14 protein-coding genes are annotated in these 14,550 nt (G+C 72.0%); 11 read left to right on the plus strand and 3 right to left on the minus strand.

What is annotated here, in order from left to right:
• Positions 1-15 precede the first annotated feature (15 nt).
• Positions 16-924, plus strand: a complete 909-nt coding sequence (locus TAE01_RS05825; protein WP_147064358.1) for a TIGR01777 family oxidoreductase — start codon at positions 16-18, stop codon at positions 922-924.
• Here the strand turns inward: TAE01_RS05825 and TAE01_RS05830 are convergent.
• Positions 902-2,485, minus strand: a complete 1,584-nt coding sequence (locus TAE01_RS05830) for a serine/threonine-protein kinase (protein ID WP_147064359.1) — start codon at positions 2,483-2,485, stop codon at positions 902-904. The two genes, TAE01_RS05825 and TAE01_RS05830, sit on opposite strands and share 23 nt — an antisense overlap.
• 183 nt (positions 2,486-2,668) lie before the next feature.
• A complete protein-coding gene (locus TAE01_RS05835) occupies positions 2,669-3,736 on the minus strand; it encodes a Gfo/Idh/MocA family protein (RefSeq protein ID WP_147064361.1) in 1,068 nt (355 codons plus the stop codon).
• A 36-nt stretch (positions 3,737-3,772) separates the two neighbouring features.
• On the opposite strand from TAE01_RS05835, the gene lipB reads away from it, so the two are divergent.
• The 7 genes from lipB to TAE01_RS05870 all read left to right on the plus strand — a co-directional run bounded on the left by lipB (position 3,773) and on the right by TAE01_RS05870 (position 10,170).
• A complete protein-coding gene (lipB, locus tag TAE01_RS05840; protein WP_147064363.1) occupies positions 3,773-4,432 on the plus strand; it encodes a lipoyl(octanoyl) transferase LipB in 660 nt (219 codons plus the stop codon).
• Positions 4,433-4,486: 54 nt separating this feature from the next.
• Positions 4,487-5,446, plus strand: a complete 960-nt coding sequence (locus tag TAE01_RS05845) for an ABC transporter ATP-binding protein (RefSeq protein WP_147064365.1) — start codon at positions 4,487-4,489, stop codon at positions 5,444-5,446.
• Positions 5,443-6,489 carry a hypothetical protein gene (locus tag TAE01_RS05850; protein ID WP_147064367.1) on the plus strand — a complete coding sequence of 349 codons (1,047 nt, stop codon included), beginning with the start codon at positions 5,443-5,445 and terminating at the stop codon, positions 6,487-6,489. Before TAE01_RS05845 ends, TAE01_RS05850 begins: the two co-directional genes overlap by 4 nt.
• Positions 6,490-6,660: 171 nt before the next feature.
• Complete coding sequence (locus TAE01_RS05855; RefSeq protein ID WP_147064369.1) at positions 6,661-7,017, plus strand: YciI family protein; 357 nt, start codon at positions 6,661-6,663, stop codon at positions 7,015-7,017.
• 7 nt (positions 7,018-7,024) lie between these two features.
• Complete coding sequence (locus tag TAE01_RS05860; protein ID WP_147064372.1) at positions 7,025-8,299, plus strand: RNA polymerase sigma factor; 1,275 nt, start codon at positions 7,025-7,027, stop codon at positions 8,297-8,299.
• A gap of 105 nt (positions 8,300-8,404) precedes the next feature.
• Complete coding sequence (gene lipA, locus TAE01_RS05865) at positions 8,405-9,430, plus strand: lipoyl synthase (RefSeq protein WP_147064374.1); 1,026 nt, start codon at positions 8,405-8,407, stop codon at positions 9,428-9,430.
• Positions 9,431-9,435: 5 nt separating this feature from the next.
• Complete coding sequence (locus TAE01_RS05870; RefSeq protein ID WP_147064376.1) at positions 9,436-10,170, plus strand: DUF4191 domain-containing protein; 735 nt, start codon at positions 9,436-9,438, stop codon at positions 10,168-10,170.
• Between the two features lie 89 nt (positions 10,171-10,259).
• On the opposite strand, the gene TAE01_RS05875 is transcribed toward TAE01_RS05870, so the two are convergent.
• Positions 10,260-10,745, minus strand: coding sequence for an RDD family protein (locus tag TAE01_RS05875; protein ID WP_147064378.1), 486 nt, complete (start codon positions 10,743-10,745; stop codon positions 10,260-10,262).
• A 196-nt stretch (positions 10,746-10,941) separates the two neighbouring features.
• Here TAE01_RS05875 and glnA point away from each other — a divergent pair, with 196 nt between their 5' ends.
• The 3 genes from glnA to TAE01_RS05890 all read left to right on the plus strand — a co-directional run bounded on the left by glnA (position 10,942) and on the right by TAE01_RS05890 (position 14,498).
• Positions 10,942-12,366, plus strand: a complete 1,425-nt coding sequence (gene glnA / locus TAE01_RS05880; RefSeq protein WP_147064381.1) for a type I glutamate--ammonia ligase — start codon at positions 10,942-10,944, stop codon at positions 12,364-12,366.
• Between the two features lie 141 nt (positions 12,367-12,507).
• Positions 12,508-12,951 carry a DUF1810 domain-containing protein gene (locus TAE01_RS05885; protein WP_147064383.1) on the plus strand — a complete coding sequence of 148 codons (444 nt, stop codon included), beginning with the start codon at positions 12,508-12,510 and terminating at the stop codon, positions 12,949-12,951.
• Positions 12,948-14,498: an MFS transporter gene (locus TAE01_RS05890; RefSeq protein ID WP_246111166.1), complete on the plus strand. Its 1,551-nt coding sequence runs from the start codon at positions 12,948-12,950 to the stop codon at positions 14,496-14,498. The genes TAE01_RS05885 and TAE01_RS05890 overlap by 4 nt, the downstream gene beginning before the upstream one ends.
• The last annotated feature ends 52 nt before the right edge of the window (positions 14,499-14,550 follow it).

Consider the following 14,550-nt stretch of genomic DNA (forward strand, 5'->3'; position numbering starts at 1 on the left):
CATGAGGAGCACCCCATGACGAAGCGCGTCGCCGTCACCGGCTCGTCCGGCCTGATCGGCGGCGCGCTTCGTCGTGCGCTCGCCGAGCGCGGCGACGAGGTCGTCCGCCTCGTGCGCCACTCCCCCTCGGCTCCCGACGAGGTCCAGTGGGACCCTGCCAGGGGCCGGCTCGACCCGACGGCGCTCGAGGGCGTCGACGCCGTCGTCAACCTCGCCGGGGTCGGCATCGGCGACCGACGCTGGAACGCCGAGCACAAGCGCGAGGTCGAGCGCTCGCGCACCGACGCCACGGGAACGGTGGCCCAGGCCCTCGTCGCTCACCACGAGCGCACGGGCGAGAGCATCCGTCTCGTCAACGCCTCGGCGGTCGGCTACTACGGCGACCGCGGCGAGGAGCACCTGACGGAGACGAGCCCACCCGGGCAGGACTTCCTCGCAGGCGTCGTCGTGCGCTGGGAGGGAGCCGCGCAGCCCGCGGTCGATGCCGGCCTGCCCGTGGCGTTCGCTCGTACCGGTCTCGTCATGGCTCACGAGGGCGGTGCCTTCGAGCAGGTGGTGCTGCTCGGACGACTCGGCCTCGGCGGCCCCATGGCCTCCGGCCGGGAGTGGTGGCCGTGGATCACCCTCGTCGACGAGGTCGGTGCCATCCTGCACCTCGTCGACCACCCCGAGCTCACCGGCCCGTTCAACCTCACCGCGCCGGGGTCTGCCCGCCAGCGGGAGATCGCCTCGGCCATCGGATCGGCACTGTCGCGTCCCGCGGTGGTCCCCGCCCCGCACTTCGCCCTCCGGGTCGTCATCGGTGAGTTCGCCGACTACGTCATCGCCAGCCAGCGGGTCGAGCCGCAGGCGCTGCTGGCGTCCGGGTTCACCTTCGAGCACCCTGACCTCGAGGGCGCGGTCAGGTGGCTGGTGCAGCGCTGATCGCGCTGATGCGCCAGCCCTGGGCGCCTCGCACGAGCCGGAAGTCGAGCTGACGCCCGATGTCGGCCGGTCGATCGGCGCGTGCGCCTGCCCCGGTGACGACGACGTAGGCCGTCCAGTCCACGCGGGCGCGCACGACCGCCTCGGATGCCGACCCCGACACGAAGACGGCCTGGGCGACCTCGAGGCGCAGCCCCTCCCAGTGGGTGCTCTGGGCGACGAGCCCCGACAGGAGCTCCCGGTCGCTCGCCAGGCTCGGTGAGCCGGGTGCGTGCACGGCCGAGAGCTTGGACGTCTCACGCTCGACGAGCGCAGTCGCGCGGCGGTCGCTCAGGGCCTGGATGAGCTCGCGGGCCCGTGCGGACGGGCTCGTGGCGTCGGAGAGCACTTCGTCGGACGGCGGCGGCGACGGAACCCGCGGAGCAGCCGTGGCCGGGACGGCCGTCGCCCCAGCAGCCGTGACCGTTGCCGACCCGACCGGGACCGTGCGACGACCGGTTGCCGCCGGAGTCGTCGAGCCGGTCGCGGCCGTGGGCGCCGCGGCGCGGGGGGCGACGGTGGCTGAGGTCAGCTCCTGCGACGCTCCCGGGCCGCGGGCAGCCAGAGCCCACGCGGCTGCCGCGAGGAGTGGGAGTGCGACGACTGCGGCCCCCAGCACCCGGGCCCGCCACCGGCGCGGAGGCGGAGCGGCGGGAGCCGGATCGCGGCCCGCGTCGGCTCGCAGACGGTGGGTCAGGGCCGAGGCCACGTCGGCGCCGACCACGACCTCGACCGCCTCCGGCTCGACGGAGTCGTAGAAGAGGCGTGCGAGCCCGGCAGCATCGGGCCGCCTCCCCGGGTCGGGGTCGATGGCGGCCGCGACGACCCCGGCGAGCTCCGGTCCGACATGGCTGACCACGATCTCGTGGTCGAGGCGGGTCATCGTGTCGGGAGCCCCGTTGCCGGTGAGGCAGAACCATGCGACGGCGCCCAGGGCGTAGACGTCGGCGGCCTCGTCGGGCTCGGCGCCGAGCCGCACGTCCGGCGCGACGAACCCCGGGGTCCCGTGCACGCCACCGGGCTCACGACCCGCCACGCGCGCCGAACCGAGGTCGAGGAGCACGGGGCGGCCGTCGGGCGTCACCGTCACGTTGGCCGCCGAGATGTCGGTGTGCAGGCCACCCGCCGCGTGCAGGTGCGCGACCGCCTCGCACAACGGGGTGAGCACGGTGACGACCTCTCCCGGCCTGAGGTGGCCGCGACTGCGGACCATGCCGTCGAGCCGGGCGCCCCGGACGAGGTCGAAGACGAGGGCCTCGCGGCCGTCGGCGAGCGGCACCACCGACCGCAGCGGCACCAGGTGCTCGTGCTGCACGGCGAGCAGGACCTGCTGCTCGGCGACCGACTGCCGGCGGTCGAGCTCGTCCCGACCGCGGTGCGGCACCTTGATCGCGACCCGCCGCCCGCCGGCGTCGGTGCCCGACCAGACGACCGCAGAACCGCCCGCGCCGATGACTCCCTCGACCCGGTGCCCCGGGACGTCCGGCGGCACGAGTGGCTGAGTCAGGGCGGTGTCGGTCATCCGTTCATGCAAGCAGCCTCGCACCGCTCGGCGAGCGACTCGTCCACAGGTCCCACCGGGCCGTCCCGGGCGACGGGGCCCGACGATCCGCGCCCCGGTGGGGTCAGCCGCCCACGAGCCGAGGGCTCATGCGGTGAGCCCACCACACGGCATACGCAGGCCTGTCCGACGTGACCCCCGACGTCAGGGTGTCTGCCCGGGCGTCACGACCTCGACGACGCGTCGGTCGCGGGCGCTGATCCGCGCGGCGTCGACGACGGCCAGCACGTGCACGGCGTCGCGCGGGTCGACGGGCATCGTCGCCTGCGGGTCCGACGACACCAACGCGCCCGCCACGGCGCGGTAGAAGTCCGCCTGGTCGGCGTCGGTCACGACGGGACCGCGCTCGCGCTCGTCACCACGGACGATCCAGCCGACGGCGTCACCGTCGTTCTCGAACTCCGTGAACGCGCTGACGTCGTCGAGCTGCCGCCCGATGACGAACGACCCGGCCGACCCGTTGACCCGGGCACGCGGACCCGGGGCACCGTTGACCGAGCTCGACAGGACGTGGCTGACGACGCCCGAGGTGTGCCGGCAGGCGAGGAAGGTGTCGTCCTCGGCGACCGTGGTTCGCGAGTCGACCTCGGCGTAGACCGACTCGACCTCACCGTGCAGCAGGACGGCCTGGTCGACGAGATGGGTCTGCAGGTCGAGGAGCAGCCCACCGCCCTCCGCAGCCGACACCTGCTCCCGCCACCGCTGCTTGGGCACGGGACGCCAACGGTCCCAACGGTATTCGGCTCGCCAGATCTCACCGACGAGCTCCTCGTCGCGCACGATGCGCAGGGCCGCGAGCTCGGGGTCGAAACGTCGGTTGTTGAAGACGGTGAGCGGCACCCCGCGGTGCGTCGCCTGGTCGACGACGTCGAGCGCCCGGCTCGCGTCGACGGCGAGCGGCTTGTCGACGACGAGCGGGAGGCCCGCCTCGATGACGCGCTCGGCCTGCTCGGCGTGGACACCGCTCGGTGACGCGAGGACGACGAGGTCGAGGCCGTCGACCCCGAGCAGCGTCTCGAGGTCGGGCACGATCTCGGCCTCGGGCAGGTCGGCGCGCACCTCGTCGGCACGCGTCGCGTTCGCCGTCGACACCGCCGCGACGGTGAGGCCGGCCCGCACGATGAGGGGAGCGTGGATGCCGCGTCCGGCCGAGCCGTAGCCGACGAGCCCGACGCGCAGCGGAGTTGACGGGGACGGTTCGGTGACAGGCATTCCGGCATCGTATGCGGCCCGGCGTAGGGTGACCGCATGCGCTTCGTGCACCTCGGCCTCGACCCCGACTTCGTCGACTACGAGCAGGCCTGGCAGGTCCAGCGCGACACCCACGCCAAGGTCGTGGCGGGTGAGGAGCCCGACACCGTCTACCTCCTCGAGCACCGCGCCGTCTACACCGCGGGCAAGCGCACCGAGCCCCAGGAGCGCCCCAACGACGGCACCCCCGTCATCGACGTGGACCGCGGCGGCAAGATCACCTGGCACGGTCCGGGTCAGATCACCGGCTACCCGATCGTGCGCCTGCCCGCCCCGATCGACGTCGTCGGCTACGTGCGGCACATCGAGGAGATGATGATCCGGGTCTGTGCGGACTTCGGCGTCGAGGCGGGACGGGTCGAGGGCGAGAGCGGCACGTGGATCGCCGCGGACGACCGCGGACCGCGCCGCAAGATCGGGGCCATCGGCATCCGCGTCAGCCGGCAGGTCGCGATGCACGGCTTCGCCTTCAACTGCAACCCCGACCTGTCGTGGGGCGAGGTCATCATCCCGTGCGGCATCGTCGGTGCCGGCGTGACGTCGCTGTCGTTCGAGCTCGGGCGGGACGTGCCGGTCACCGAGGTGCTCCCCCACGTCGAGAAGCACCTCGCCGACATCCTGCCGACGCTCCGGCCGAACCGCCGCGTCCTGGCCTGACAGGGGCCCCTTCTGCCCCTAGGGTTTGCTCACAGCCGACTCTCAGGGGGATCGATGGACGTCGCCGTCCGAACCGTCAACTTGCGCAAGACGTACTGGAGTCGCGGGTCGCGCCGCATCGCCGTGCGGGGCCTGTCGATGGCCGTGCCCGTCGGCGGGGTGCACGGCTTCCTCGGGCCCAACGGCTCGGGCAAGACCACGACGATCCGCATGCTCCTCGGCCTCGCCCGGGCCGACTCCGGCACCGCCGAGGTGTTCGGCCACGAGGTCCCGAGGGCGCTCCCCACGGTCATCGACCGCGTCGGCGCCATCGTCGAGTCGCCGAAGTTCTTCCCCGCCTTCACCGCACGCCGCAACCTCGGACTGCTGGCCGGGGCCATCGGAGCCCCGAGCTCGCGGATCGACGAGGTGCTCGAGGCGACCCACCTGCGCGACCGAGGATCGGACCGCTACGCGGGCTTCTCGCTCGGGATGAAGCAGCGGCTGGCGATCGCCGCGACACTCCTCAAGGAGCCCGACCTGCTCATCTTCGACGAGCCGACCAACGGCCTCGACCCTGCCGGCATCCGCGAGGTGCGCGACACCATGAGGTCGCTCGGCGCGCAGGGCAGGACGGTGCTCGTCAGCTCGCACATCCTCGCCGAGGTCGAGCAGGTCGCCGACACCGTCTCGATCATCGGCCACGGCAGGATGCTGGCCGAGGGCCGCGTCGCCGACATCCTCGGCGGAAACGGGCTGGCTCAGGTGCGCGTCGGTGTCTCCTCGCCGGAGCGCGCCGAGCAGGTCCTGCGCGACGCAGGGTTCGACCCGACCCGCGAGGGGCAGCACCTCCTCGTCGGTGCCGAGGATCCCTCCGCCGTCACCCGCGCCCTGGCCGGACAGGGCCTCTACGTCAGCGAGCTGGTGCCCGTCCGTCCCGACCTCGAGTCGGCGTTCCTCGCCCTGACGGCCGACGAAGGCCTCGGGAGCCCCGCCGACCGGTCCGCGCGCGACGGCAGCCGGGGTGCGGCATGAGCAGCCTCCTGACGGCACCCGAGTCGCGCCCGCGTGCCGAGCTGCGACCACGGGGGACCTCGTTCGCCGGGCTCGTGGGGGTCGAGACGCGACGGCTGTGGTGGCGCCGGCTATCCAAGGCCGCGCTCGTCGCCGTCGTCGTCTTCACCGGTGCCATGGTCTACAACGCCTACACCGCGAGCGCCCCCGAACGGCTGGCCCAGCAGCTGGACGACTACAAGCTCATGGTCAAGCAGGCCCCCCAGATGATCGAGGACTGCAAGAAGCAGGAGGCGATCGAGCGGGACCGCGCCGGAGACCCCTCGATCGACTTCGGCTGCGACCAGCAGACCCCTCCGACTCTCGACCAGATGGGCCTCATGCTGCCCGTCCCCGACACCATGAGCGAGGGCATGGCCCGGACGGCGGCGCTGGTGCTCGCCTTCCTGGCGCTCCTGCTCGGCGCGAGCTTCGTCGGGGCGGAGTTCACCACGGGAGCCATGGGAACCTGGCTCACCTTCCAACCCCGCCGCCTGCGGGTCGCCACGAGCAAGCTCGTCGCTGCCGGCCTCGGCGGCGCGGGCCTCGCCGTCGTCGGTCTCACGCTCGGCCACCTCGGAGCCCGCATGGTCGCCGTCGTCAACCGGCCCGGTGACGACCTCGTCCTGCCCGCTCCCCCTGCGCTCGCCGACCCCCTCGCCGTGCTGGGCCTGCGCGTCGTGGCGCTCGCGGTCGGGGCGGGGCTCGTCGGTGCCGCGCTCGGTCTCATGCTGCGCCACACCGCCGCGATCATCGGTGTCGTGCTCGGGTATGCCGTGGTCGTCGAGGGCATCGTCGTGCAGTCGTTCCTCGGTGGCCGGCTGCAGCAGTGGTCGGTGCTGCACAACGTCGAGGCCTTCCTCGACAAGAAGGCGACGTACTACGCCAACACGTGCTCGGACGCGCGTTGCGAGTACGTCGAGCACACCATCACCTACACGCACGGGTGGGTGTTCCTGCTCTGCGTCGTCCTGGGCGTCACCCTCGCCGGGGTGCTGACGTTCCGCCGCCGCGACGTCGGCTGACGGGTCGGGACCACCGAGGCCTGCATCAGCGAGTCCTGGACCACCGGGCACGGCCGCTCGGGACAGCAGAGATCGGGAGATCGGCCCCGGAGACCTGTCGATCCGGCCGGGACCCGTTCGTCGTACCTGCGAGCCGGAGGGACCGGCCCCGACCACACGAAGGAGCACGACATGGCGAAGTACCTCGTCCTCATCTACGGCAGCGAGCAGGAGTGGGACGCCCAGACGCCCGAGGAGCTGAAGGCCAAGGAGTCCGGCCACATCGCCTTCTCCACCGCGGCCGGTGCCGGCCGCCTCAGCGGAGCGGAGCTCGAGTCGGTGACGACGGCCACGACGCTGCGCGCCTCGGGTGGCGACACCCCGATCGTCACGGACGGTCCCTTCATGGAGACCAAGGAGGCTCTCGGCGGCTTCTACATCGTCGACGTGCCCGACCTCGACGCGGCCGTCACCCTCGCCCGCATGCTCCCCGAGCTGCGAGAGCAGCACGGCGCGGTCGAGGTGCGTCCGATCGTCGACCACGGCTGACCCTCCGATGCCCGGCCGGCTGCCGCGCGAGGTCGTCGACGCCGTCGCGCGGGCCCACCGCGACGAGTGGGCTCGCGTCCTCGCGTCGACCGCCCGGGTCACCCGCGACCTCGACCTCGCCGAGGAGTGCACCCAGGACGCCTTCGAGCGCGCCCTCGCGCGGTGGCCGGCGGACGGCATACCGGATCGGCCGGGTGGGTGGCTGACGACCGTCGCCGGCAACCGGGCTCGTGACGTCGTGCGACGCGAGGCGCACGCCCGACGGCTGCTCCCCCTCCTCGTCATCGACGGCGAGGAGGGGGCCGACGCCGCCGCTGCCGAGTCGTATGCCGGCCCGCTCCTCCCCGACGACAGGCTGAGGCTCGTCTTCACCTGCTGCCACCCGGCGCTGTCCCCGGAGGCGCAGGTCGCCCTCACCCTCCGGCTCGTCTGCGGCCTGACGACCGCCGAGGTCGCGCGCGCCTTCCTCGTCCAGGAGGCGACCATGGCGGCCCGGATCACCCGCGCCAAGAAGAAGATCGCGACGGCACGGATCCCTTACCGGGTGCCTTCGAGCGAGGAGCTGCCCGAGCGCCTGCCGCTCGTGACCCAGGTCGTGCACCTCGTGTTCACGACCGGTCACGCATCGCCCACCGGAGCCGAGCACGTCCGTGAGGACCTCGTCGACGTCGCCGTCTCGATGGGTCGCATGCTGCACGACCTGCTGCCGAACGAGCCCGGGGTCACGGGGCTGCTGGCGCTGATGCTGCTCGGCCGGGCCCGCAGCGCGACCCGGGTCGCCGACGACGGCACGCTCGTGCTGCTCGCCGACCAGGACCGCAGCCGGTGGGACCGGCCCCTCATCGAGGAGGCCTCGGCCCTCATCGCCTCGTCGTTGGCTGCCGCGCCTCCCGACCGCTTCACCGTCGAGGCCGCCATCGCCGCCGTCCACGCCGAGGCACCGACCTGGGAGGCGACCGACTGGACGGAGGTGGTCGGGCTCTACGACGTGCTGCAGGTGCTCTGGCCCTCGCCGGTCGTCGCGCTCGGCCGCGCCGCAGCGGTGGGCTACCGCGACGGCCCCGCGGCCGGGCTGAGCGCGTTGCAGCCCCTGCTCGGGGACCCGATGGTGGCGACCTACCCCTACCTCAGCGCCGCTCGGGCCGACCTGCTGCGCCGCCTCGAGCGGTGGGACGAGGCCGAGGTCGCCTACGAGGAGGCGCTCGCGCTGGCCGGCAACGACGTCGAGCGGGCCTTCCTCGCCTCCCGGCTCGACGAGGTGCGCGCGCACCTCCGGGGATGAGGACGCCCCGCGCCCTGCAGGACCCACGGCACACCACCCGGGTCGGGTGTGTCCCTGAACGGGCGTAACCTGTGCGAAGCAGCAAATCCCGACCAAGGAGCCCGTGTGTCTGTCGTTCCCGACGGCCGTCGTCTGCTGCGCGTCGAGGCGCGCAACGCCGAGACCCCCATCGAGCGCAAGCCGTCCTGGATCAGGACCACCGCCAAGATGGGTCCCGAGTACACCGCCCTGCACTCGATGGTGAAGTCCGAGGGCCTGCACACGGTGTGCCAGGAGGCGGCCTGCCCCAACATCTTCGAGTGCTGGGAGGACAAGGAGGCGACCTTCCTCATCGGCGGTGACGTCTGCACCCGGCGCTGCGACTTCTGCGACATCGCGACCGGCCGGCCCACCTCCCTCGACCTCGACGAGCCGCGCCGGGTCGCCGAGTCGGTGGCCCGGATGGGCCTTCGCTACTCCACGGTGACCGGGGTCGCGCGCGACGACCAGCCCGACGGGGCCGCCGGGCTCTACGCCGAGACGATCCGCCAGATCCACCTGCTCAACCCCAACACCGGCGTCGAGATCCTCCCGCCCGACTTCGGGGCCAAGCCCGAGCTCGTCGGGCAGGTCTTCGACGCACGCCCCGAGGTCTTCGCCCACAACCTCGAGACGGTGCCGCGCATCTTCCGGCGCATCCGCCCCGCCTTCACCTACGAGAAGTCCCTCGCGGTGCTCAGCATGGCGCGCGAGGCCGAGCTCGTCACGAAGTCCAACCTCATCCTCGGCATGGGCGAGACCGACACCGAGATCGAGGAGGCCATCCGCGACCTCCACGACGCCGGCTGCGACATCCTGACGATCACCCAGTACCTCCGCCCCTCAAAGCTGCACCACCCCATCGACCGGTGGGTCAAGCCCGAGGAGTTCGTGCACTGGTCCGAGGTGGCCGACGGGATGGGCTTCAAGGGCGTCATGGCCGGGCCGCTCGTCCGCTCCTCCTACCGCGCCGGGCGCCTGTGGGCCACGGCGATGCGCAAGTGGGGGCGCGAGATCCCCGCCCACCTGTCGCACCTCGCCGAGGCCGCCGAGTCCCCCGCCCGCCAGGAGGCGGCGTCGTTGGTGGCCCGCTCCCAGAGCGCCGTATCCTGAGCACCATGGCACGCAACAAGGACGGCGACGCGAGCAGTGCGCCCCAGGAGAAGAAGCAGGGACGGCTGTCCCAGATCCGTGACGTCTACCGGGTCTCCAAGCAGGCGGACCCGGTCATCGGCTGGTACATGCTGCTGTCGTTCCTCGTCGTCTTCGGGGTGCTCCTCGTCGTCGGCTTCATCGTCAAGCTGCCGTGGATCTTCGGCATCTTCGGCGTGCTCTTCGGCATCCTCGCCGCGACGATCATCATGAGCCGTCGCGCCGAGCGCGCCGCGTACAGCCAGATCGAGGGCCAGGCCGGTGCCGCCGGCGCTGCACTCACCTCGATCCGCCGCGGCTGGTACACCGACCGCGAGCCCGTCGCCGCCGACGTCGCCCGCCCCGGCGACATCAACTCCGCCGCGATGGTCTACCGCGCCCTCGGGCGCCCCGGTGTCGTCCTCGTCGGCGAGGGCCCGACGGCCCGCGTCCAGAAGCTGCTCGCCACCGAGAAGAAGCGCGTCGAGCGCGTCGCCCCCGGCGTACCGGTCACGACGCTGCGCGTCGGCTCCGGCGAGAACGAGGTGCCCCTGCCCAAGCTCGCGAGCAAGGTCCAGCGCCTCAAGCCGCAGATCACCAAGGACGAGATGGCCCTCGTCAACAAGCGCCTCAAGGCCCTCGGTGGCCTCCGTGCCCCGCTGCCGCCCGGCGTCGACCCGATGCGGGCACGCATGGACCGCAAGGCCTTGCGCGGCAAGTGATCCCGGCCGCTGCCACGGCGCGACCCGAGATGTGCGGAAGGGCCGGCTCCCCGGGGAGCCGGCCCTTCGGCATACCGACGCAGTGGTCGTCAGCGGGTGCGCACGATGACCGTCCCGGGCGCCTTGTCGTGCAGGCCGCGCCCGTCGCGGTCCCAGACGACGGCCGGGATGAACATGCACAGCAGCACGGTGCGCGCCAGGGCCTGCACCGGCAGGACGCGGCCGCTGCCACCCAGGGAGCGGACCTGCAGACCCATGATCCGGTGGCCGATCGTGAAGCCGACCGTGCCGACGAGGAGCAGGTGCATGACACCGAACACCGCGAGCACGACGAAGCCCTGCCCGCCCGAGGCGGGCGGCTGCGAGAACGGCAACGGGACGCCGAACAGGCCCCGGGCGATGACCGAGGCGATGCCCCAGTCGATGAGCACCCCGACGGTCCGGATGCCGAAGCCGGCCACCGACCCGGGCCCTCGCGGCGGCAGCCCGAGATCACGCCCCCGGTACTGCTCGTCGGCGCTCGTGCGCTCACGGGGGCCCTGGAGCCATGACCCGAAATCCTTGCGGTCCACCACCGGACCAGCGTAACGAGACCACGGCCGGTGCCTTTGCCCGGGCCTGTCCATCCGTAACACCCGCGAAACATGAGGGTCATTGCAGAGAAATCGGCGCTCGGTAGGGTCGACACCGACAGCACGAGGCCGTCCCTCGATCCCTGCCGCTCCCGCGAGGGCAGGTCCGGGACGACCTCGCCCCACATCAGGAGGTTGGATGTTCAGCTCAGCTGACGAGGTCCTCACGTTCATCAAGGACGAGGACGTCAAGTTCGTCGACATTCGGTTCTGCGATCTGCCCGGTGTCATGCAGCACTTCAACGTGCCGGCTGAGTCGGTCGACGAGGACTTCTTCACCGTTGGTCAGATGTTCGACGGTTCCTCGATCCGTGGCTTCCAGGCGATCCACGAGTCCGACATGAAGCTCGTGCCCGACCCCGCCACCGCGTTCATCGACCCCTACCGCGTCGAGAAGACGCTGGTCATGAACTTCTCGATCCTCGACCCCTTCACGGACGAGCGCTACAGCCGCGACCCGCGCAACATCGCGAGCAAGGCCGAGGAGTACCTCAAGTCCACCGGCATCGCCGACACGGCCTACTTCGGCGCCGAGGCCGAGTTCTACATCTTCGACGACGTCCGCTTCGAGACGAAGCAGAACGCCGGCTACTACTTCATCGACTCCGTCGAGGCCGCGTGGAACACCGGCCGCGAGGAGGAGGGTGGCAACAAGGGCTACAAGACCCGCTACAAGGGTGGCTACTTCCCCGTCTCGCCCGTCGACCACTTCGCGGACTTCCGCGACAAGATCTGCCTCGAGCTCAAGGAGGTCGGTCTCAACGTCGAGCGCAGCCACCACGAGGTCGGCACCGCGGGCCAGATGGAGATCAACTACCGCTTCAACACGCTGCTCCACTCCGGCGACGACCTCATGAAGTTCAAGTACGTCGTCAAGAACTCCGCGTGGAAGCAGGGTCACACCGCGACCTTCATGCCGAAGCCGCTCTTCGGCGACAACGGCTCGGGCATGCACACGCACCAGTCGCTCTGGAAGGACGGCGAGCCGCTCTTCTACGACGAGCGCGGCTACGGCGGCCTGTCGGACATCGCGCGCTGGTACATCGGCGGCCTGCTCAAGCACGCTCCCTCGCTGCTGGCCTTCACGAACCCGACGGTGAACTCCTACCACCGCCTGGTCCCCGGGTACGAGGCGCCGGTCAACCTGGTCTACTCCGCCCGCAACCGCTCGGCCTGCGTCCGCATCCCGATCACGGGCACGTCGGCCAAGGCCAAGCGCATCGAGTTCCGCGTGCCGGACCCGTCGGCCAACCCGTACCTGTGCTTCGCCGCGCAGCTCATGGCCGGTCTCGACGGCATCAAGAACCGCATCGAGCCCCCGGAGCCGGTCGACAAGGACCTCTACGAGCTGCCGCCCGAGGAGCACGCCGCGATCGAGCAGGTTCCCGGCTCGCTGCCCGAGGTGCTCAACGCGCTCGAGGCCGACCACGACTACCTCCTCGAGGGTGACGTGTTCACGCAGGACCTCATCGAGGCCTGGATCGAGTACAAGCGCAAGAACGAGGTGGACCCGATCCGCTTCCGTCCGCACCCGCACGAGTTCGAGATGTACTTCGACATCTGAGTCCCCGCGACGCGAGAACCGCCCCCGACGTGCACCACGTCGGGGGCGGTTCTGCGTCCTGCCGGACGACCGCACGCCGGCGGGCAGAGCACCTGTCCACCCTTGCGTCGGGCCCTCTCCCCCGCCGGGTACGACACTGCCATGACCGAGAACTCCCCGGACCTCGAGCGGTTCGTGCGCGCCCAGGACGCCGGCGCCACCTACCCCTCCGCGCTGGCCGAGCTGCGGGCCGGCGCCAAGCGGGGGCACTGGATGTGGTTCGTCTTCCCGCAGGTCGCCGGGCTCGGCCGCAGCGAGACAGCACGGGCGTATGCCGTGTCCGGCCTGCCGGAGGCACGTGCCTACCTGCGCCACCCGGTTCTCGGGCCTCGCCTGCGCGAGTGCGCGCAGGCCCTGACCGGGCTGGCGACGTCCGACCCCGTCGAGGTGCTCGGTGCCGTGGACGCAGCGAAGCTGCGATCGTCGATGACCCTCTTCGAGCTGGCTGCCGTCGACGCCGCGGAGGCGGCCCCCTTCGTCGGCGTGCTCGACCACTTCTTCGACGGTCGGCGCGACGACGCGACGACCGAGATCCTCGCATCGTGAGCGAGGAGGGCGTCCGCACGGACGAGGCCGTCGTCGGGACCCCTGACGCGGGCGACGACGGCGCTGCGCGTGGCACGAGGAGACCGCCCTCGAGAGACGCCCTCACCGCTCGGCGGGGGCAGGTGCAGGAGGGCGAGGACCCCCGCCGCTGGAAGGCGCTGTGGGTCTGCCTCGTCGCTGGCTTCATGACCCTGCTCGACGTCAGCATCGTCAACGTCGCGCTGCCGTCGATCCAGAGCGGCGTCCACGCCACCCCGAGCGACCTGCAGTGGGTCGTGTCCGGCTACGCCCTCGCGTTCGGGCTCACCCTCGTGCCCTCGGGGCGCATCGGCGACGTCCTGGGCCGCCGCACCGTCTTCGTCGTCGGGGTGGTGCTCTTCGGCCTCGCCAGCCTCACGTGCGGCCTGGCCCCGAACAGCGCCCTGCTCGTCGTGGCGCGGCTCGTGCAGGGAGCAGCCGGCGGCATCCTCAACCCGCAGGTGTCGGGACTGATCCAGCAGCTCTTCCGCGGTGCGGAGCGCGGCCGCGCCTTCGGGCTGCTCGGCGCCACGATCGGGATCTCGACCGCGGTCGGCCCGGTCGTGGGCGGGGTCATCCTCGACGGGCTGGGCGAGCAGAGCGGCTGGCGGTGGATCTTCTTCGTCAACCTCCCGATCGCCGTCGCGGCAGTCGTCCTCGCGATGCGCTGGCTGCCCGACCCGCCGCCCCGCGACCACACACGACGGATCGACGCCGACCCCGTCGGCGTCGTCCTCCTGGGCGCCGGTGTGCTCGGCGTCCTGCTCCCCGTCGTCGAGTCGGGACGTGGCGGCGCCGGCATCCCGTGGTGGGTGGCGGTGCTGGGCCTGGCCTTCCTCGGCGCGTTCTTCGGGTGGGAGCGCGCCTACACCCGCAGGGGCCGCAGCCCGCTCGTCGACCTGGCCCTCTTCGGCGTGCCCGGCTACGCATCGGGTGCCGCTGTGGGGACCATCTACTTCGCCGGGTTCACCGGGATCTTCTTCGTGCTGACGATCTTCTTCCAGGAGAGCCTCGGCTACACGCCCCTGCTCGCTGGTCTCGCCGTCACGCCCTTCGCCGCCGGATCGGCCGTCACGTCCGCGATCGGCGGACGCCTCGTCAGCCGCTTCGAGCGCTCGCTCGTCACGGTCGGGCTGACGGTGGTCCTCGTCGGTGTGGTCGGCGTCGACGTCGTCCTCGCGTCGGTCGACGGCTCGTCGCTGGGCTGGTGGCTGGCCGGTCCCCTGCTCGTGGCAGGCGTCGGCAGCGGCCTGGTGATCTCCCCCAACATCACCCTGACCGTCGACCAGGTGCCCGTGGAGCGGGCCGGGACGGCCGGCGGGCTCCTTCAGACGGGACAGCGCATCGGCACGGCCGCGGGCATCGCCCTCGTCGGTGCCGTCTTCTACTCCGGGGCCACGTCCGGACACGGCCTCGATGCCGCCGGCGCCCTCCGCGTCGCAGCCGGGCTCGTCGCCGTCGCCCTGGCCGCGAGCGCTGCGGACCTGCGCCAGCGTCGCCGGCTCGACCGCGGGCGCGAGCCCGCCTGACGGTATCCGCGGAAATCCGTCCCACCGGCCGACGGGACGGATTTCCGCGAAC

The sequence above is a fragment of the Terrabacter aerolatus genome, from assembly GCF_007991735.1.
Lineage (GTDB): Bacteria > Actinomycetota > Actinomycetes > Actinomycetales > Dermatophilaceae > Terrabacter > Terrabacter aerolatus.